We start from the raw sequence: 20,735 nt of genomic DNA, 5'->3' as shown, positions 1-20,735 counted from the left end.
CAGTAGAAAATGACTAAACTCTTGCAGTTCAATAGTTTGCATTTGCAATTTTTACCTCGATAGGAAAAGATACTTACAACGAGTTCTTTGTATAATGGGAGAAATAAATACATGAAGATATTTAAACATTTTGGGCTAAGTGTTGCTGCTTTAGCTGCGTCCACGGCAATTTCATTTGCTAATTGTGAAGAAGTTGTTTTTTCTGATGTGGGTTGGACAGACATTACTGCGACAACTGCTACCACGACAACTGTTCTGGAAGCGCTGGGTTATAAAACTGACGTAAAATTATTATCTGTGCCAGTGACTTATGCATCAATGGAAAAAGGCGATATTGATGTATTTCTTGGCAATTGGATGCCATCAATGGAAGGTGATATTGCAAAGTACCGCGAAGCAGGAACTGTAGATACCGTACGTGCAAATCTTGAAGGTGCTAAATACACGCTTGCGACGAACGCGGCAGGTGCAGCACTTGGAATTAAGAGTATTGCTGACATTGCAAAACATAAAGATGCTCTTGACGGCAAAATATACGGTATTGAAGCTGGTAATGACGGCAACCGTTTGATCCAAACTATTATCGATGATGCATCATTTGGTCTTGATGGATTTGAACTTGCAGAAAGTTCCGAACCAGGCATGTTGTCTCAGGTTGCGCGTGCGGATAAAAAAGATGAGCCGATTATTTTCTTGGGATGGGAACCTCATCCGATGAATGCTAACTTTGACATGAGCTATCTAACTGGTGGGGATGATTTCTTCGGCCCTAATCTTGGTGGCGCAACAATTTATACAAACACGAGTGCTGGTTATTCTGCCAAATGCCCAAACGTTGGAAAGCTTCTCACCAATCTTGAATTTTCACTTGCTATGGAGAACGAGATCATGGGCGCAATCTTGAACGATGGCGAGGATGCAAATGATGCCGCTGTTTCATGGCTTAAAGCAAATCCTTCTGTCCTCGACACGTGGCTATCTGGAGTTACCACACAAGATGGCGGCGATGGAATGGCTGCTGTTAAAGCGGCTCTTGGTCTATAATCCATTTTAATCGATATTACCTCAGCCATTCAATTATCGATTGGCTGAGGTTGTTTGGGGGCGAGATTTGATATGGATTGGCTGACGGATACAAAAATACCGGTTGGTAAAGCCGCGAAATCATTCATTGAATGGCTGCAAGATAACGGCGAATGGTTTTTTGATGGGCTTGCAGATTGGTTGGAAGCGCTGATAGACGGTATTCTTTGGGTGTTGCAAACACCACATCCACTTATCATTGTCGCATTCTTTATTGGTGTCACTTGGCTGCTTCAACGATCTTGGAAGACTTGTCTTTTCATTTTTTTGGGTTTTCTCTTTATTATCAATCAAGACTATTGGGAGGAGATGACAGAGAGCCTGACGCTTGTCCTGTCCGCCTGTGTTGTATGTATGATAATTGGTGTACCAGTCGGTATCGCAGCAGCCCATCGCCCTCGGCTTTACACCTATATGCGCCCGGTTTTAGACTTAATGCAGACGCTACCAACGTTTGTTTACCTCATTCCTGCTATTGTATTCTTCGGCATTGGTATGGTTCCCGGCCTTATTGCGACGGTTATTTTCGTCTTGCCAGCGCCCATCCGTCTCACCCATTTGGGTGTTTCTTCAACACCAAAAACGCTAACGGAAGCTGCTGAAGCTTTTGGCGCAACATCAATGCAAACCCTGATAAAAATTGAACTGCCTTACGCTTTTCCTCAGATTATGGCTGGCTTGAACCAAACAATTATGTTGTCGTTATCTATGGTGGTGATTGCTGCCTTGGTCGGTGCCGATGGACTTGGCGTTCCAGTTGTAAGAGCGCTTAATCAGGTAAATACGGCACTCGGATTTGAAAGTGGATTTGTCATTGTGGTGGTTGCAATCATGCTCGATCGCATGCTGCGTCTTCGTGGAGGTGACAAATGAGCGTTGCAGTTTCATTTAATGATGTAAATATTGTTTTTGGCGACGATCAGAAATCTGCATTACCGTTGATGGACCAAGATAAAACCCGCGAAGACATTCAAAATTCTACAGGTCAGATATTAGGTGTCCATAATTGTACATTTGATGTCAATGAAGGTGAGATACTGGTGTTGATGGGGCTCTCAGGTTCTGGAAAATCTACATTGCTTCGTTCTGTAAACGGCCTAAACACTGTTATTAGAGGCTCAGTTAACGTCAATACTGGACAGGGTATGGTTGATGTTGCGACTGCCTCTTCACAGCAACTCAAACAGATCAGACGTTCACGCGTTGCTATGGTTTTCCAGCAATTTGGTTTGCTGCCCTGGCGAAGCGTAGCCGAGAATGTAGGCTTTGGATTAGAAGTTTCTGGCGTTAAAGATCGTGAAAAACGGGAACGCGTAGCAAAGCAACTTGAGCTAGTTGGGCTTTCCGATTGGGCTGATCGGCAAGTGAGCGAATTATCTGGTGGAATGCAACAACGTGTTGGCTTGGCGAGAGCTTTTGCGACCGAGGCGCCGATTTTATTGATGGATGAACCGTTTTCTGCTCTCGATCCCTTGATACGGACAAGATTGCAGGATGAGCTCTTGGAACTTCAGGCACGATTAAAACGTACTATTATTTTTGTTAGTCACGACCTTGATGAAGCATTTAAACTTGGCGACAAGATCGTAATTATGGAAGGTGGTCGTGTTGTTCAAATGGGTGAACCGCGCGAAATTTTTTCCAATCCAATCAATGAATATGTTGCTGATTTTGTTCAACATATGAATCCGCTTAATGTGTTAACGGCACTTGATGTTATGGAGCCTTTATCAAATCCAACGCCAACAGATATCGTTTCTGCAGATATGCCTATTATTGAGATTATGGAGCGGCTTGATAAGAGTAAAACCGTTGTTGCCGTTCAAGAAAGTGGCAGCACCAATCTAATTGGCCAGATCACGCAACATTGTTTAATAAATGCTTTGAAACATTCAAACAGCCAATAATGGAAGTTGTGCTATACTGGAATTGTTATCGGATTGGTATAATTAGTAAGCCGTGTACGAACCAAGACCAACTTGATTGCGTTTTTCCAAACGTTCCAGATTGATGATTGTTGAGAGCATTAATCGATCATGGCTCCAATCAGCTGGTTTTTGCACCGCAAAGGAGAGGGTGCCCGCTAATGAAATCATCATTGCAGCGACCACAATTAGACGAGCGCGAGAAATTACACCGTTTCCGCCAGTAACAGCAGACATCAAGCGATTTTCCAATAGTTTTTTGGGTCTTGTGGTAAACAATCCGGATCTAGTTTGAATGAGTGCGACCTCGGGAACCCGCAATTTAAACAGGTTATTACGTTTAAAACGTCCACCACAAACGCGTATGAGGCATTCGCAATATTCACGAGCAGATAGAAGCCCACGTTTTAACACATTCTGATCGCAAGATAGTTCACGTAATTCCTCAATTTCTCGTTTGAAGTAATGAAATGCTGGGTTCCAAAAGAAAACTGGCGTGAGAAGTGCAAAAATAAATTCCCAATCAACATCGCGTTGGCGTAAATGCTGCAATTCATGTGCAACAGATACCTTCATATCTATTTGATTGCCCAACATTGTAGATGGCAATACGACGTAATGGTACCGCCACATCCGAGTGGAAAACGGAATACGAATTCTATCAGCTAACATGAGTTTTAAGTGGCCCGATGTCCGCCATTCATGGGCTTCTGACAAAATTCGGGACAATTTGTGCATTGTCAGAAGTGCACGAACAATCATAAACAAAGCTGTCGCTAGCCCCCCATATAATACCAAAGTGATGAACACGTGGTTTGGGTCGGAAAGCTGCGTCATTACATTCTGGCGAAAGGTAAGAACGCTTTCCAAGAAGCTTGGATTTACTTCAATATTACCCTGTAAGAATTGGGCGAGCACTAATTCTGATAAAGTAACGGGTATGGGAGATGCGGATGCAAAATAGTAGCTAAAGAAAGTAAGAAAAGCGGGGAAGAAAAAGGTTACCAGCAAGAGTATTTTTACAAGATGAAGCTGTGCCGCAAATGCACGGGCGGCGTCAGAATTCTTTATAATCTGACGTCCGGCAAACCATATCAGCGCTGAACCAACCATAAGCAAATTAATGTCAATATAACTGGTTACTATAGTTTCAGCTTGAATCATCTCCGAGCTTCCTCCCAAGAAGTTCCCTTAGCTCCTCCAAAGCATCTTGCGTTAAATGATCGTCGTTGACAAGTGTTGCGACCAACGCAGCGGGTGTATTATCGAAAAGTTTGGCAGAAACATCCTTTAAAAGGCGAGATTGATATTGATTTTTTGTAAGAATTGCGCGATAAATCAACGACTTACCGTCTTTAAGACTGGAAACGAAGCCTTTTTTCTCTAATATTCTCAAGATGGTCGCGGCAGATGTGTAAGCGAGATCACGACCTTCTTCCAATTTTGAAAGAACATCCCGAACACTGCTGTCCCCCAATTCCCATAATAACGTCATGAATTCTAACTCAACTTCTGTCAGCAGTTCATGCGTTTTGCGTTTTCTCATTTCACGCCACCAATTCCGATTTAACTCAAGTCTTATTAGCTCAATAAATTGTCACTTACTAGTAAATTAATAGATCAGCACTTATCAGATTTTACGGAAGCAAAATATAAACCAAAGAATTGCTAAACCGAGAGGTACCCATAATGGTTGTCCAAAAAAGCCCAGCCACGCAAGGAAGATATATACAGAACCCAATATACCTAAAAACAAACGATCACCGCGGGTCGTAACCAGTTTCAAAACGCCTAGGCGCTCTGCACCACCTGGATATTTTATTTCAATAAGCGTTAGTAATGCTATCGATGAAAAAATCGCGACAAAAATAAGCACTGTGGGCCAAGTCCAAGCCATCCAACTCATTGTTATACTCTCCCCATTGCGAAGCCTTTAGCAATGTAATTTCTCACAAAGTAAATTACGATTGCACCAGGTATAATTGTTAAAGTTCCGGCAGCGGCGAGAAGACCAAGCTCATAGCCCGCGCTGGATGCTGTTTTTGTCATAGTTGCGGCAATAGGCTTGGCTGCAACTGCTGTGAGCGTTTTGGCAAGTAATAGCTCCACCCATGAGAACATGAAGCAGAAGAATGCTGTCACACCAACGCCAGCTTTAATCGTTGGCAAGAATATTTTGACGAAAAAATGAGGGAATGAGTAGCCATCAACATATGCTGTTTCATCAAGTTCCTTTGGGACTCCGCTCATAAAACCTTCCAAAATCCAGACAGCTAGAGGAACGTTAAACAAACAATGCGCAAGCGCAACGGCTAGATGGGTATCAAAAAGTTCAACCGCTGAATAAAGTTGGAAGAAGGGAAGGGCAAAAACAGCCGCTGGTGCCATGCGGTTCGTTAGCAGCCAGAAGAAAAGGTGCTTATCACCGAGGAACCGGTAACGGGAAAATGCATAAGCTGCAGGAAGCGCAACCAACACCGAAATTACCATATTGAGCGTTACATACGTAATTGAATTAATATAGCCCCAATACCAAGAAGGATCCGTAAAGATTGTCACATAGGCATCTATGGTAAATGTTTGTGGGAAAAGCGAAAACCCAGACAATATCTCATTGGTCGTTTTAAAACTCATTGCAACAAGCCAATAGATAGGCAAAAGCAAGAATAATATGTAGATAATGGGGACGAGTGATCTTTTGTACATTAGCGTTCTCCCTCGACATTAAGGTCTTCGCGGTTCATGAGTGTGTAGAAAAGCCATGAGACCAACAGAGTAATTGCGAAATAAACAAGGCTCATTGCAGCCGCCGGTCCAAGATCAAATTGGCCAAGAGCGATTTTAACGAGATCAATGGAAAGCAGGGTAGTTGAGTTACCTGGTCCGCCGCCTGTTAAAACAAATGGTTCCGTGTAGATATTAAAACTGTCCATAAATCGCAGGAGAATCGCAATTGTAAGAACGTTTTTCATCTTAGGTATTTGAATGAAACGAAATACTGACCAGTTTGTAGCACCATCAATTTTTGCAGCTTGATAATATGCTTCAGGGATTGAAACCAGACCAGCATAGGACAGCAGCACCACTAGAGAAGTCCAATGCCACACATCCATGGCGATAATGGTAACCCACGCTGCAATAGGGTCTTGTGTCATATCATAATTGATGCCCAAGACATGATTTAACGTATAACCCAATAGACCAATGTCAGGCAGCGCGAAAATGTTCCACATCGCGCCCACCACATTCCACGGAATGAGCATTGGCAAAGACATTAATACAAGGCAGACAGGTACCCACATTCCTTTTTTTGGCATGGAAAGTGCAATCGCAATTCCAAGTGGCACCTCAATTATCAGGATTAGACCTGTGAACAGAAATTGCCTGCCAAGTGCATTATAAAATCGTTCGGACCGCAAAATTTGTTCAAACCAGGTTAACCCCTCCCAGAAGAAAAGATTATCACCAAATGTTTCTTGTACTGAGTAGTTAACAACTGTCATCATCGGTATGATCGCATTGAATGCTACGAGTAGTAACACTGGCAAAACGAAGAACCACGCTTTCTGATTTTCAGTTTTCATCAGATTACCCCTTTGCTTCCGTTGCTAACCATCCATCAATATAAAGGCGGGTTTGATGTGTTTGGAAATTTATCTTCACATCATCACCAATATTAGGCAAAGGTCCGTCCACGATAGCCATAACGCTTGCGTCTCCAATCATTGCATCAACAACACTGTGTCTTCCTACGTCGGAGATTTTGCGCACTTTTGCGTCGATGCCGTGGGTTCCAAGGGAAACAAATTCAGGGCGAATGCCAATCTCTGCTTTACCCTGCATGCCAGGTTTAACAGCGCCTTCGAGGTCAACTTTTTGACCATTTAAAAACGCCATTCCATCACGCATACCACAAGGTAAGACGTTCATCCCAGGGGAGCCGATAAAGTGCCCGACAAATGTATGTGCAGGGCGCTCGAACAATTCTACCGGTGTGCCAATTTGCACAACTTCACCAAGGTCCATGACAACAACCTGATCGGCAAAAGTCAGCGCTTCAGTTTGGTCATGCGTCACATAAATCATTGTGTGATGAACTTTTTGGTGAAGCTCTTTGAGTTTACTACGCAATTTCCATTTCAAATGCGGATCGATAACGGTTAGTGGCTCATCAAACATCACAACGTTAACATCGTCACGAACCAAACCACGACCCATTGAAAGTTTCTGCTTATTATCGGGACTAAGGCCTGATGCCTTACGGTCCAGCATATCGCTAACTTCCAACATATCCGCGATATCGTGAACGCGCTTATCAATCGTTGCTGCATCCACGCCGCGGTTTCGCAAAGGAAATGCGAGGTTATCATAGACTGTCATCGTGTCGTAAATGACAGGGAACTGAAAAACCTGCGCAATATTGCGTTGATCTGGTGGCAGTTCGGTGACATCTTTATCACCGAAAAGCACAGCGCCTTCGGTCGGTTTTACCAAGCCGGAGATGATATTAAGCAAGGTTGACTTACCACAACCAGAAGGACCTAGAAGAGCATAGGCTCCGCCGTCTTCCCACTCGAGGTCAATTTGCTTCAGTGCATAATCATCCGGTTCTTGCGGATTTTGCATATAGCTATGTCGAAGTTTTGAAAGAGTAATTTTTGCCATAATCTAATCCTCACGCAGCCCGGCTGCCATCGGGTGCAAAGTAAAGGCACTCCAAAGGATCCATGTAAAATGTGTGATCTTCGCCCACTTGATAGGGGTGAACGCCATGGGAAAGAGAAACCCATGCTTGATCGTCGAATGTAAAATGCGCACTGCTTTCCGAACCACTGAGTTCAGTTACACCAATTTTTCCTGTGACAGCAATATTGGCTTTTTCAGTTTTGACAGGCAGGACATGGTGTGGTCGAACCGCCACGAGATATTGTCCGTCTTGCAAGCTAGCGGCTGCTTTGGATGTATCCCACGTGATATTTCCCATCTCGATTTTATTGCCTTTTTTGGTTACGGACGCATGGTTGATGGGCGGGTCTGAGAAGACTCTCGCTGCAATCAAATTATTGGGATTTCGATAAATATCGGCAGTATCCCCGAACTGGCGAACGTATCCATCCTGCATCAAAACGGTTTTACCGCCGAGCAGCAATGCTTCCTCGGGTTCAGATGTCGCATAAACAACAACTGCACCGCGACCCGCAAAAAGTTCAGGAAGAAGTTCGCGCAATTCCTCCCGCAATTTATAGTCAAGGTTTGCAAGAGGTTCATCTAAAAACACAGCCTGACTATCCTTGGCAATGGCGCGTGCTAGCGCTGTTCGCTGCTGCTGCCCGCCGGAAAGCTCATGTGGTCTGCGATGTAACATCGGACGAAGCTTCAAAATGTCTGCCGCTTCTTCAACGCGACCTTGAATTTCTGACTCTGCAACTTTGGCAACTCGCAATGGCGAGGCTATATTATCAAAAACCGTCATATGCGGATAATTGACAAAAAACTGATGAACAAGGCTGATCCGACGTTGTTGTGTGGATAATTGGGTGACATCGGCGCCATCCATAATAATGTTGCCGGAGCTTACCGGGTCCAGGCCTGCCATCAACTTTATAAGTGATGTTTTACCTGCACCAGTTTCGCCTAGCAGCACATTAAAGTGACCAGCTTCCAAGTTAAGATCCATCTGTTTGATGTGTGTCTTACCTTGGACAACTTTAGTTATATTTTGCAATACGAGCGCCATGGAGCACCAAATCGTTGTAATTTATGTGAATTTTATTGAGCGAGATCTGTTGGGGCACTCTGGCACCCCAACAGACGTTAGAACTTTCATTCTAACTTTTGGCCGACTTTCGGGAGGAACTTAGTTCGAGTTCCAGCGGGCAACTAGGTCTTCGTAGTTGACTGTTTCGCCCTGTGGCTTCTCGTTATCAAGCTTAGCTTTCGCGCCGCCTTTTCCAAGCCATTCGGATGCATCCTTAGGCTCGTTCAAACGAGGTCCACAACCGCCATAAACATTGGCGCCTTCATCTGCACGTTGCATACGTGACATAGTGATGTCCATTTCCTCAGCCAAACGATCCATCGCTTGCTGTGGTGTAAAGGCACCTGAGTTCACGTCACCAATTTGCTGCCACCAGATTTGTGCCAGTTTTGGATAGTCAGGCACGTTCACACCTGTAGGTGACCATGCAACACGATCAGGAGAGCGATAAAACTCAACAAGACCACCAAGTTTAGAAGCACGCTCTGTGAAGCTCTCATGATTGACTGATGAATCACGGATGAATGTCAAACCAACATGTGATTTTTTCACATCTACAGTTTTAGACGTTACAAACTGAGCGTAAAGCCAAGCAGCTTGCGCGCGGTCAGATGGTGTTGAATTCAAGAATGTCCAAGAACCCACATCCTGATAACCAACTTTTTGACCTTCTTCCCAATAAGGGCCGTGCGGTGACGGAGCCATGCGCCATAATGGATTACCTTCATCATCGACAGTATTATTGCCTTCTGACTTTGGTTTTACCATATCTGCTGTAAAGGCTGTGTACCAGAAGATTTGCTGAGCAACATTACCTTGGCTAAGTGCTGGAAGTGACTGATAAAAGTCAAAGCTAGCGGCACCTGGAGGTGCGTAATTACGTAGCCATTCGTCCCATTTGCGGATCGCATAAACGGCAGCAGGGCCGTTTGCAGCGCCACCACGGGAAACGGAAGCACCAGCAGGATTACAAGAACCCTGTTCCATGCGAATTCCCCATTCATCAATTGGAACACCGTTTGGCTCACCTTTTGAACCAGCGCCAGCCATTGATAGCCAAGCATCAGTCATGCGCCAACCAAGATCTGGTGCGCGCTTACCGTAATCCATGTGACCATAGATATCGACGCCGTCAACATTTTTAACATCTTTTGAGAAGAACTCGGCGATATCTTCATAGGCTGACCAGTTTACTGGCACGCCAAGATCATAACCGTATTTTTCTTTAAACGCAGCTTTTAGGTCTTCACGATCAAACCAATCTTTGCGGAACCAATAAAGGTTTGCAAATTGCTGATCTGGCAACTGATAAAGTTTTCCATCTGGACCAGTTGTAAACTGTGTACCCATGAAATCTTCAAGGTCTAGGGTAGGGGATGTTGTTGCAGCCCATTCGCCAGCCATTTGATCTGTCAGATTATAAGCAAGTTGCAAACGAGAGTGTGTACCGATCAAATCGGAGTCATTTACGTAGCCATCATAAAGGTTACGGTTTGTTTGCATCTGCGTTTGAACAGCTTGAACAACTTCACCTTCACCAAGGATTTGGTGATTGACTTTGATGCCCGTGATTTCTTCAAATGCTTTTGTTAAAACTTCAGATTCATATGAGTGAGTAGGAATGCCCTCGGATAGAACATTGATTTCCATACCTTTAAAAGGCTCAGCAGCTTTGATGAACCAGTCCATCTCAGACATCTGCTGATCTTTGGATAGAGCAGAAGGTTGAAACTCCTGGTCAATCCATTTTTTTGCGGCAGCTGAATCGGCAAATGCTGAGTTCATTCCACTCAGCAGACCAATTGATGCTACCGTACATAGCAATATTTTATGCATTATTTCCTCCAGTATTGTGAGTCAGCCCAAACTGACCCCTATATTCAAACACCGGATGTTACACTTATGTCAACTAATTTTTTAGTAGATCGCTATGGATGATGATGAATACATACATAACTTACTGTATTTATTTATGTATATTCAATATTTTAAACTCGACGTAAAGAGAATGGAGTTCACATTTTTTATGTGAACAACCTCGCATTTCAATTGTTGAAGACACGCAGATGTTCAAAAATTTCGTCTAAATTTACAAATTAATGAACTGATTTCTAATAAGAATCATGCTGTCATTACATTAAAAATAACGATCTTGTAGAACTCAATTTTTCAAATAAATTAGGTGATGAATTTTACCAGTTCCGCGACCCTTTCGGCGTTATTTTTGGCTATTGATCCATCTCTATTCCACAGCGAATTTTCGAAACCAATGCGCACTTTCCCGCCCCGCTTGTACGCTTCAACCAAGCAATCGGTTTCTCCTGGTCCAAAGGCGCAGGTCGCCCAGTCGATATTTTGTTTATACTGCATCCACTCATAAAACGGGTCGAGATCCTTCGGCATGCTCTGCTGGTTTTTGGTATAACGGCCAAGTACAAATAACAGCTGTAGCGAGTGGTTTTTATCTAGTAAGGACAATGCTTCTATCCTTTTTAGATCATCATTATCATATATGATATGTTGAACCGAGATGTTTGAATCTCGGCACCAGTTGTAGAATTGACTTGCCTCTTTATCTTCGTTGTCAGACAACATTTCAGCTATAGAGATTGAAACAGCGCTTGGCATAAGTTGCTTAACCAATTTGCGTTGCTGTGCCGCTGAATATTGACTAACAGCCTCTGTTGTTATCTGGACATAAAGTTCTGGCAATGCATTTTGTAGTTCGTTAAGTGCTTCTCGATATGTGCCTGCATCCAGCGTATGTTTTCCTTGTTCATCACGGATGTGCATATGCAACCCATCCGCACCTTGTTCAACGCAAGCCTTAGCTGTTGCCACAGTCTCTGCTATTGTTATTGGCAGAGCAGGGTGATCTTGTTTCCCGCGCCGCGCTCCGTTGGGTGCGACCATGATTTTTGGTAATGGTTTGATCATCTTCATTAAAAAACCTGCTGGAACGCTGTTTTAAGTTTGGTCACGATTTCATCAATATGGGTTTCATCCAGAATGAATGGTGGTGCAAGCAGGATATGATCCCCATTTACGCCATCTATTGTTCCGCCCATAGGATAGCAAATTAAACCGGCTTCAAATGCCGCTTTTTTCAATTTTTTGTTGATTGTATCTTTTGGTGTAAATGGTTGCTTCGTTTCCCGATCTTTGACGATTTCCAGACCACGAAATAAACCGCGCCCTCGAATATCACCAATATGAGGGTGTTCCCCAAAAGCATCCTGCAGAACAGTTTGCAATTTCTGCCCCATATCGAGGGAACGCTCGACCAAACCGTGGCTTGTCAGTTTGTTGACGACGGCGAGGGAGGCAGCCGCTGCAACGGGATGCCCGATATAGGTATGTCCATGTTGAAAGAAACCAGAACCACCTTCAATCACCTGGTAAATCTTTTTCGTGCAAAGCATGGCGCCAATTGGCTGATAACCGGCTCCCAGCCCCTTTGCTATAGTTATAATATCTGGCGACACCCCATCTTGCTCACAGGCAAACATGGTTCCTGTTCGTCCCATGCCGCACATAACTTCGTCTAGAATCAATAGTATCCCGTGTGCATCGCAGATCTCTCGAATTCGCTTGAAATAACCTTTGACGGCTGGCACGGCTCCTGCGGTAGCCCCCACGACTGGTTCTGCGACAAATCCAATAACATTTTCAGCACCAAGACGTTGGATTTCGGTTTCCAGTTCATTGGCAATTCGTAATCCATACTGTTCCGTGGTTTCATTCGTAAGCCGGCCTCGATATTCATAACATGGAGAGATATGGCTTGTTTCGATCATAAGAGGGGAGAATGGCGCACGCCGCCATTCATTGCCACCTGTTGCGAGCGCAGCTAGGGTGTTCCCATGATAACTTTGTTTTCGCGCTATAAAATATTTCTTTGATGTTTGGCCCTGTTCCCAGAAATATTGTCTGGCAAGTTTAAGCGCAGATTCTACGGCCTCCGAGCCACCAGACACCAAGTAAACCCGATCAATGCCATCAGGAGCCAATTCTACCAGCTTGTCTGCTAGTTGCTCGGCTGGCTGTGACGTTAGAAAACTAGTATGTGCAAACGCAATCTCATCTAATTGCTCTTTGATTGCTGCTGTTACATCTTTATCTCCATGACCTAAACATGAGACGGCTGCCCCGCCTGAACCATCAAAATATTGCTTGCCATCGGTATCGTATAGATAAACGCCTTGTCCTGATTCTACAGTTGGTAAATTTGCTTTGGTATGTCTTGGGAAAATATGTGACACAGAATGTCCCTCGTCAGTTCATAATTTAAATGATTACAATAAGTTTTCGTCTTGGGTTTCGCGAAACGCTCGCTAATCAAGAAAATAGTTTTGTTGTGATAGCCTTTTCGATTAACTCGGCGACCGATGTTACATCCATTTTTTCCAGAATACGCGCGCGGTGATGGTCAATTGTACGCGGGCTGACGTTTAATTGTCGTCCGATGTTTTTGCTGGAGGTGTCGGCTGGATTTTGAACAATAAATTGGGCAATTTCTCTTTCACGAGTTGTGAGATTTTCAAGTTTTGACCGAAGCACCTTGCTATCGTCGTCATGCTGCATGGATATTCTTGTATTCTCAAATGCTGTGTTGATCGCCTCCAACAGTATCTTCTGCTTAAAAGGTTTTTCAAGAAAATCAATCGCGCCAGCTTTCATAGCTTGAACCGATTCAGGTATTCCGCCATGTCCAGTCATAAATATAATTGGAATCGATATTTCACGTTCAATCAAACACTGCTGTAGTTCCAATCCGTTTAACTCTGGCATGCCATAGTCCAAAAGTATGCACCCGAGATTATTTTCATTATGAGAACTTAGAAACTCATTTGCCGATGAGAAGCTTTCGACATTATAGCCGCGTTTAGTCAGTGATCTCGTGAGAGATGCTCGAATATCGTCGTCGTCGTCGATTATAAAAACAGTTAGATCATTCATAGAATATATCTCAATGAAGTTTGTCCAATGCACTAGTTTAAACTTGCAATCGGAATTGTGAAGCAAAACTTAGATCGCCCATTTTCTTTGGGTTCATACCATATTGTGCCGTTGTTTGCTTCGATGAGCGTGCGGCTAAGAGATAGCCCTAATCCCATGCCATCTTTCTTGCTACTCTCAAACTGGGCAAATAAATCAACTCCTGGGTCGATACCAGGTCCTGTATCGATGACATGTACTTCGATAAAATTGCCCGCACGTGCTGTTTCAATGCTTATCTCTCTTACATCCAGGTCTACCACGTCGACAGCTTCAATAGCATTGCGTGTTAAATTCATGATGACTTGTGCAATTTGAACTCTATTACCGAAGACATTTGGATTTTTTGTAGCAACAAATGAAATAGCAACTCCGTGTTCCCGCGCCTCGGGATTCAGCAATTGCAATGTTTGCTCCAAGAGCTCTGTAATACTGAAACTTGCTTGCTGACCTTCGTCTTTACGAACTAGACCGCGAAGGGCACGTATTATTTCAGCGCCATGGTGTGCTTGCCGGTCCATGTCCTGCAAGATGTCTACCAGTTCCGGGTCAGGTTTCGTCTGCTCTTTCACGGTCAGAAGTGCAGCGTCTACATTCTGAGTTATTGACGTTAAAGGTTGGTTCAGTTCATGAGCTAAACCTTCTGCCATCTGTCCCATCATATTTACCCTCGCAAAATGGGATAGATCTCTACTTAGATCACTAATTTTGGATTCTGCTGTTTTCTGTTCCGTTTTATCATCCATTGTAGCAACCGCATACATTGGTTTACCCAGTTGATCCCGAATTAGAATTGCGTTGACTTGTAACCAGATTACATCACCATTTTTTCGGACATATCGTTTCTCCTGGTTATACTCATAGCCATTATTCATTATGTTTTGGAAGGAAGTGTAAGTATCAGCATCTTCTGCATGCAATATGTCTGAGATGGACATTTCAACCATTTCTTCCGTACTGAAGCCCAAAATTTCAGCCAACTGGGAATTTACGCGAATAAATCTTCCGTCTTTTGGAGAAATTTGTGCCATACCCCGAGAGGCGAGCGCAAAAGTGTGCCCGTATACACGTTCAAATGTTTTTCTTTGAGCTATCTCATTGGCAAGAGTTTCACTTGCCTCTTCTAATTCAGGATAGGTTTCGAGCTTGATTTCAGATCTGGTTAGTTTTCCACTCGCCAACAATCCTGCCCTAGCAGCGAAATCACGAATTGGCTGATTGATTTTGTTGGCAATTTTCAGGCCAATTAGCCCGGTCGTTAAAGCTATGAAAATAGCAATCCAGATATTGCGTGTTCTATTTTCCTCAATACCGCCAATAAAATCACTTAGCGGGGCGTAAATCGCGATTGACCAAGGCAAGTCATGAATATGGCCAGGTATTAGGATAGACGCAAATTTGCCGTCATTATATATAAATTCAGACTCGATTTCTTGCTTGGAACCGACATCGTTCAAATTCGGTAGATTACCAAAGGCCTTCCTAGCAACTAGATCTTCGATCTCATCGATATTGACGAATTCAAGAGCACCAGAACTACCATTCACTTTGATTAGATCAGATTTCGGATGTGCAATCACGTTTCTATCGCTTGAAAGCGCCATCGCTACGCCGGTTTGCCCAATCTCAAGATTGGATAGAAATCCAGATATTTCGTCAATTTCAATATCAACGCCAATAGCTCCCTTTAACTGATCATTAGAAGAGATTACGGGCGTGGCGGCGGTAATTCCTGGGCGTTGGGATGAAAAGAATATGTAAGGCGCGGTCCAAATAAAGCTTCGCTCACTCTTAACGCCTCGATACCAAGGCCTGCCTCGCGGGTCAAACCTATCAGTTTTGTCAATCTCGTATTTTACGATCTTATAATTTTTATCTCTCCAGATCAGTTCAGTTGAGATCGTGTCTTCATCACGGTGTACGATCTTTGTGCGAAATTCCGCATGTATTTCACTTCGCATCACATAGACAAAATTTCCCTGTTCATCTCCGTAATACATACCCGAAAATTGCGGCACAACTTGCATTTGTTGAAAGAGTAATTTTTCTAGTTCTATGGGGTCTGAGTTTGATACCAGGTTATTTTCTATGAGCCGTTTGGCAAGATTTGTGGCTCGAACTGCAGGCTCTAAAAAACCTCTAGAATACTCCTTTGAGCTTTGACCTACTTCACTAATCAACGCTGTTGCGTGGTCAAGCAATACACGCTCTGATGAGATATAGTTGAAGGAAACAACCGAAAGAACGGCTACGAATTGCAAACCTGACAGCCAAATTGCAAGTATCGCACCAAGTGAAAATTTCATTAATTTATGTCCTTTGGGTGCTTCCAATCATAAGTATATTCCAATTTAAGTTCCTATTTTATGCAAGAAAACAAATACTTAAATTTATTCACTTCTGATTTTTGCAATTTCATAACTGTTAGGAATAATTATCTTTTAGTTGTCTGTAAACTATTTTGAGCATTCTAAACTCGGCATAGGTAATGACGCGTATAGACACCATTTTGTTCCAATGTGATCTTCTTGGGAAGCAGGGAGGTTGAAATTTCATTCATAATAGTGAAATCTAGTTTTGTCATTTGCTGACTAAATTAGAGAACCCTCGCTTTAACCTGCGAAATGAGAATGTAATTTATCGGGAGACAATAATGGTCAATAAATTAAAAATGCTAACAGCTGCACTTGCTCTGGGCTCCATGATGGGCACAACAGTGGTTGCTGAAGAATTCATCACTATTGGTACAGGCGGTGTTACAGGTGTTTATTACCCAACTGGTGGCGCAATTTGCCGTCTGGTTAATAAAGGTCGTAAAGATCACGGTATCCGTTGTTCAGTAGAATCAACTGGTGGTTCTGTTTATAACATCAACACAATTCGCGAAGGTGAGTTGGAGTTTGGTGTTGCGCAATCTGATTGGCAGTATCACGCTTATAACGGTACGTCTAAATTTGCTGATGCAGGTAAATTTGAAGAGCTACGCGCTGTATTCTCAGTACACCCTGAGCCGTTTACAGTTGTTGCACGCGCAGATGCTGGCATCAAAACCTTTGATGACCTTAAAGGTAAACGCGTAAATATCGGAAATCCAGGTTCTGGACAACGCGGTACAATGGAAGTTCTTCTTGACGCAAAAGGCTGGACAACAGCTGATTTTGCTTTGGCAACAGAGTTAAAAGCAGCAGAACAATCTGCAGCGCTTTGTGATAACCAAATTGATGCAATGGTTTATACTGTTGGTCACCCATCTGGTTCTATCCAAGAAGCAACAACAGCTTGTGACAGTGTTCTTGTGACAGTTGACGGAAGTGAAGTCGAAGGTCTAATCGGCGATAATCCTTTCTACCGTTCAGCAACAATTCCCGGTAAAATGTACCGTGGCAATGATGCTGACACTATGACATTTGGTGTTGGTGCGACATTCGTATCTTCAACTGCTGTTTCAGAAGAAGCTGTTTACACTGTTGTAAAATCAGTGATGGAAAACATTGAAGATTTCAGAAAGCTACACCCAGCTTTTGCTAATCTTGAGCCTAAAGACATGGCAACTGCTGGTTTGTCTGCACCTCTTCATCCTGGTGCTGCCAAATATTACAAAGAAGCAGGCCTGATCGAATAGGTCAAAATATCGGGGAGGGCAGCGTGCCCTCCTTTTTTATTTGGTTATATAATTATCCATGGGTAGTCGAGGGGACAGCACAATGGTAAATAGTGGAACTGAAAATCGCGCACTTAGTGAGGAAGAGCTTCAGGAACTCGTCGCAGCATCTGATGCCGGAGCAAGGTCTCCACATGGCGCTGTTGGGACATTTTTGGCAGTCGTTGCCGTAATCTGGTCGGTCTTTCAGGTCATTTTGGCATCACCGTTGGCTAACTATGTTTTGCCGGGCGATATTATAAACAATTCGCGCCAGTTACATCTAGGATTTGCTATTTTTCTAGCTTTCATGGCTTACCCTGCATTAAAGTCCAGTCCGCGTCATTTCATTCCTATCCAGGATTGGATCATGGCGATACTAGCTACCTTCATTGCGCTTTATGGATTTATTTTTTATCAAAAAATCGTCAATGCAGGTGGTCTTGCGGATGATATCGATAAGTGGTTTGCGCTCGCTGGGATGCTTTTATTGTTTGAAGCTGCACGTCGCGCGCTTGGTCCCGCAATGGCTATCATCGCAACAATATTCCTGGCCTATGTATTCTTCGGATCATCAGAGATCGTACCCGATGTCATTCGCTGGAAAGGCGCATCGTTGAAGAAGGCGATGAGCCATATGTGGATCACATCAGAGGGTGTATTTGGTATCGCTCTTGGTGTTTCTACGAAGTTTGTATTCTTGTTCGTGCTGTTTGGTGCTCTGCTAGATAAAGCGGGTGCAGGTAATTATTTCATTAAGATGGCGTTCGGCGCTTTAGGGCACCTTAAAGGTGGCCCGGCTAAAGCTGCCGTTGTCGGTTCTGCCGCAACTGGCCTGATTTCCGGTTCATCTATCGCAAACGTTGTTACAACTGGCACATTTACAATTCCTCTAATGAAGCGTGTTGGCTTCTCATCTGAAAAAGCTGGCGCAGTTGAAGTAGCCAGCTCTGTTAATGGTCAAATTATGCCACCGGTGATGGGTGCTGCCGCCTTCTTGATGGTTGAATACGTGGGTATTTCCTATGTGGAAGTAATCACCCATGCATTCTTACCAGCAACAATTTCCTACATCGCGTTGGTGTATATTGTTCACTTGGAAGCTGTTAAATCAAACATGCCTACATTGGGTAATCGTGTTGTTTCCATGGGCCGTACAATCGGCGGTATGGCACTGTTCTTTGCTGGCTTTGCGGGGCTTTGTTATGGTGTGCAATATCCTGTTAAATGGATTACATCTCTGTTCCCGGCAGGTTCTGGTGGTATTTTATCTATCTTGGTATTTGCCGCTTATGTAGCACTGCTATGGCTCGCTGCTAAAGTGCCTGATCTGGTGCCAGATGATCCCAATGCTAAAGAAGTTGAGTTGCCTGTTGTTGCTGAAATATACAAAGCTGGGCTCTACTATTTGTTGCCGATCATTGTTCTTGTTTACTTTCTTATGATCGAACAAAAGTCTCCAGGCCTATCAGCTTTCTGGGCGACAACTCTTTTGTTTGTAATTCTGCTTACTCAGAAGCCGTTAAAGTCGATTTTTCGGGGCGAGAATAAAACCGCAAATGCGTTCAAGCAGGGTGTAGTTGATCTAATTGAAGGATTGATTGACGGCGCTCGCAACATGATCGGCATTGGTCTTGCGACTGCTACGGCCGGTGTTATTGTCGGAACTGTTACATTAACAGGTGTTGGGCAAGTTATGGCTGACCTTGTTGAGTTCCTGTCAGGTGGTAATCTTATTCTGATGCTGGTCTTGGTTGGCTTGTTAAGCCTCGTGCTTGGTATGGGTCTACCGACAACGGCAAACTACATTGTTGTTTCATCATTGATGGCAGGTGTTGTGGTTGAATTGGGAGCACAGTCTGGATTGATTGTTCCGTTAATTGCTGTTCATCTGTTTGTCTTCTACTTCGGAATTATGGCCGATGTTACTCCGCCTGTAGGGCTAGCCAGTTTTGCCGCCGCTGCGGTATCTGGCGGTGATGCAATTAAAACCGGTTTTGCCGCATTCTTCTATTCGCTTAGAACTGTTGCATTGCCGTTCGTCTTTATCTTCAATACTGATTTATTGTTGATTGATGTGAGCTTAACGCAAGGGATACTTGTCTTTATCATAGCCTCGATAGCGATTCTGGTCTTTACTGCCGGCACGATGGGATGGTTTGTTACCAAAAGCCGTATGTATGAGAGCGTAGCTCTTATTCTAATTGCATTTATCTTGTTCCGTCCGGATTTTGTGATGGATCGATTGCAACCTCCATTTGCCAATATTGAGCCCAAACAGCTCAGTAGTGCTCTTGATACTGCAACGCCGGGGCAAGAACTTAGAATGGTCGTCTCCGGACCTGATTTTGACACGGGTAAGAACAAGGATACAACGCTTGTTCTGACTGTTGAAGGAGAAGGAAGCGGTGCAGAACGCCTTGAGCAAACGGGGCTAGTTCTGATCGAGGAAGGCGATGTTGTGAAAATGGATGAACCTTCGTTTAGTTCGCCATTTGCAGAGAGCCTTGGCAGCTTTGACTTCTATCTTGATGAGTCCGTCGTAATTAAGAGTATACAGGCTCCATCAGCTCAATCTCCGAAGGAGTTGGTTTTCATTCCCGCCCTTATTCTATTGTTCTTGATAGCTTGGATACAAAGTAGACGTCAGAAATCAAACCCTCATAAATTTAACGATGAAGTGGGAGAAACAGCATGACCAATTCCGTACTTTGCGCCATAGATATCAGCCACCCTGGTGAAGATGTAAATGTTCTCAAAAAGGCAGCTCAACTTGCTGTCATGGAGGATGCGCAGCTAGATGTTATTACTGTGGTGCCCGACTACGGCACCAGTCTTGTTGGTGGCTTTTTTAGTGAAGAACATCACGATCAGATGATGGAAGAGGCTAAAAAACAGCTAAACGATCAAGTAACTGGCGTGTTAGGTGAAGATAAAAATTCTAAAGTGCGCCATGTCATTGCATTTGGTAAAACTTATGAAGAGGTGCTTAAAACAGCTAAAGCTGCCGGCTCCTCGCTTATTGTTGTTGGTGCGCATAAGCCGGATTTTGCTGATTATCTATTGGGTCCCAATGCCGCTCGCATTGTTCGCCATTCAACATGTTCGGTCTATGTGGTGAGATAAGTAAACCCGCATAACTATTATTTATTCCAACACCTGAATGCTAAGCGTGACTATACGTTTTATGCATTCAGGTGTTTTATTTTCTGCAAAATTACGCGTTCATTCAAACATTCACAAAACTGAAATACTATTGTCATGCTAATGGCATGCAAGCATATCTATAAACCTCCAAGTAATTGCAATGCAGACCTAGTGTTTGATAATC

The 20,735-nt window shown here is 43.7% G+C and carries 18 protein-coding genes; 6 read left to right on the top strand and 12 right to left on the bottom strand.

Annotation, left to right across the window (positions count from 1 at the left end):
• Positions 1–111: 111 nt before the first annotated feature.
• The 3 genes from G3W54_RS14420 to choV all read left to right on the top strand — a co-directional run bounded on the left by G3W54_RS14420 (position 112) and on the right by choV (position 2,990).
• Positions 112–1,044 carry a choline ABC transporter substrate-binding protein gene (locus G3W54_RS14420; protein WP_162653979.1) on the top strand — a complete coding sequence of 311 codons (933 nt, stop codon included), beginning with the start codon at positions 112–114 and terminating at the stop codon, positions 1,042–1,044.
• Between the two features lie 72 nt (positions 1,045–1,116).
• Positions 1,117–1,956 (top strand): choline ABC transporter permease subunit, encoded by an 840-nt coding sequence (choW, locus tag G3W54_RS14415; protein ID WP_162653978.1) that lies wholly within the window; start codon positions 1,117–1,119, stop codon positions 1,954–1,956.
• The gene (gene choV / locus G3W54_RS14410; protein WP_162653977.1) at positions 1,953–2,990 is read left to right on the top strand and encodes a choline ABC transporter ATP-binding protein; all 1,038 of its coding nucleotides are present in this window, start codon (positions 1,953–1,955) and stop codon (positions 2,988–2,990) included. The genes choW and choV overlap by 4 nt, the downstream gene beginning before the upstream one ends.
• A 42-nt stretch (positions 2,991–3,032) precedes the next feature.
• Here the strand turns inward: choV and G3W54_RS14405 are convergent, their stop codons facing one another.
• The 12 genes from G3W54_RS14405 to G3W54_RS14350 all read right to left on the bottom strand — a co-directional run bounded on the left by G3W54_RS14405 (position 3,033) and on the right by G3W54_RS14350 (position 16,070).
• Positions 3,033–4,172, bottom strand: a complete 1,140-nt coding sequence (locus tag G3W54_RS14405) for a M56 family metallopeptidase (RefSeq protein WP_162653976.1) — start codon at positions 4,170–4,172, stop codon at positions 3,033–3,035.
• Complete coding sequence (locus tag G3W54_RS14400) at positions 4,159–4,554, bottom strand: BlaI/MecI/CopY family transcriptional regulator (RefSeq protein ID WP_162653975.1); 396 nt, start codon at positions 4,552–4,554, stop codon at positions 4,159–4,161. The genes G3W54_RS14405 and G3W54_RS14400 overlap by 14 nt, the downstream gene beginning before the upstream one ends.
• Positions 4,555–4,638: 84 nt before the next feature.
• On the bottom strand, positions 4,639–4,914 hold the full coding sequence (locus G3W54_RS14395; protein ID WP_197742877.1) for a DUF2160 domain-containing protein: 276 nt from the start codon (positions 4,912–4,914) through the stop codon (positions 4,639–4,641).
• A gap of 2 nt (positions 4,915–4,916) precedes the next feature.
• Positions 4,917–5,714: a carbohydrate ABC transporter permease gene (locus tag G3W54_RS14390; protein WP_162653974.1), complete on the bottom strand. Its 798-nt coding sequence runs from the start codon at positions 5,712–5,714 to the stop codon at positions 4,917–4,919.
• On the bottom strand, positions 5,714–6,595 hold the full coding sequence (locus tag G3W54_RS14385) for a sugar ABC transporter permease (RefSeq protein WP_197742888.1): 882 nt from the start codon (positions 6,593–6,595) through the stop codon (positions 5,714–5,716). Before G3W54_RS14385 ends, G3W54_RS14390 begins: the two co-directional genes overlap by 1 nt.
• Position 6,596: 1 nt before the next feature.
• Positions 6,597–7,673, bottom strand: a complete 1,077-nt coding sequence (locus G3W54_RS14380; protein ID WP_162653972.1) for an ABC transporter ATP-binding protein — start codon at positions 7,671–7,673, stop codon at positions 6,597–6,599.
• Between the two features lie 10 nt (positions 7,674–7,683).
• Positions 7,684–8,733, bottom strand: coding sequence for an ABC transporter ATP-binding protein (locus G3W54_RS14375; protein WP_197742876.1), 1,050 nt, complete (start codon positions 8,731–8,733; stop codon positions 7,684–7,686).
• 132 nt (positions 8,734–8,865) lie between these two features.
• The gene (locus G3W54_RS14370; protein ID WP_162653970.1) at positions 8,866–10,602 is read right to left on the bottom strand and encodes an ABC transporter substrate-binding protein; all 1,737 of its coding nucleotides are present in this window, start codon (positions 10,600–10,602) and stop codon (positions 8,866–8,868) included.
• A 342-nt stretch (positions 10,603–10,944) separates the two neighbouring features.
• Entirely contained in the window at positions 10,945–11,709 is a 765-nt protein-coding gene (locus G3W54_RS14365) for a 3-keto-5-aminohexanoate cleavage protein (RefSeq protein WP_197742875.1), read from the bottom strand.
• Positions 11,709–13,028, bottom strand: coding sequence for an aspartate aminotransferase family protein (locus tag G3W54_RS14360; RefSeq protein ID WP_162653969.1), 1,320 nt, complete (start codon positions 13,026–13,028; stop codon positions 11,709–11,711). Before G3W54_RS14360 ends, G3W54_RS14365 begins: the two co-directional genes overlap by 1 nt.
• Positions 13,029–13,104: 76 nt before the next feature.
• On the bottom strand, positions 13,105–13,725 hold the full coding sequence (locus tag G3W54_RS14355) for a response regulator (RefSeq protein ID WP_162653968.1): 621 nt from the start codon (positions 13,723–13,725) through the stop codon (positions 13,105–13,107).
• Positions 13,726–13,757: 32 nt separating this feature from the next.
• Positions 13,758–16,070 carry a cache domain-containing protein gene (locus G3W54_RS14350; RefSeq protein WP_162653967.1) on the bottom strand — a complete coding sequence of 771 codons (2,313 nt, stop codon included), beginning with the start codon at positions 16,068–16,070 and terminating at the stop codon, positions 13,758–13,760.
• Positions 16,071–16,435: 365 nt separating this feature from the next.
• On the opposite strand from G3W54_RS14350, the gene G3W54_RS14345 reads away from it, so the two are divergent.
• From G3W54_RS14345 to G3W54_RS14335, 3 genes are all read left to right on the top strand, one after another.
• Entirely contained in the window at positions 16,436–17,386 is a 951-nt protein-coding gene (locus G3W54_RS14345) for a TAXI family TRAP transporter solute-binding subunit (protein ID WP_162654437.1), read from the top strand.
• A gap of 82 nt (positions 17,387–17,468) precedes the next feature.
• Positions 17,469–20,102, top strand: coding sequence for a TRAP transporter permease (locus G3W54_RS14340; RefSeq protein ID WP_162653966.1), 2,634 nt, complete (start codon positions 17,469–17,471; stop codon positions 20,100–20,102).
• On the top strand, positions 20,099–20,530 hold the full coding sequence (locus G3W54_RS14335) for a universal stress protein (RefSeq protein ID WP_162653965.1): 432 nt from the start codon (positions 20,099–20,101) through the stop codon (positions 20,528–20,530). Before G3W54_RS14340 ends, G3W54_RS14335 begins: the two co-directional genes overlap by 4 nt.
• Positions 20,531–20,735 lie beyond the last annotated feature (205 nt).

It is taken from the genome of Lentilitoribacter sp. Alg239-R112 (genome assembly GCF_900537175.1).
GTDB lineage: Bacteria > Pseudomonadota > Alphaproteobacteria > Rhizobiales > Rhizobiaceae > Lentilitoribacter.
This window is presented reverse-complemented; position numbering and strand designations above follow the sequence as displayed.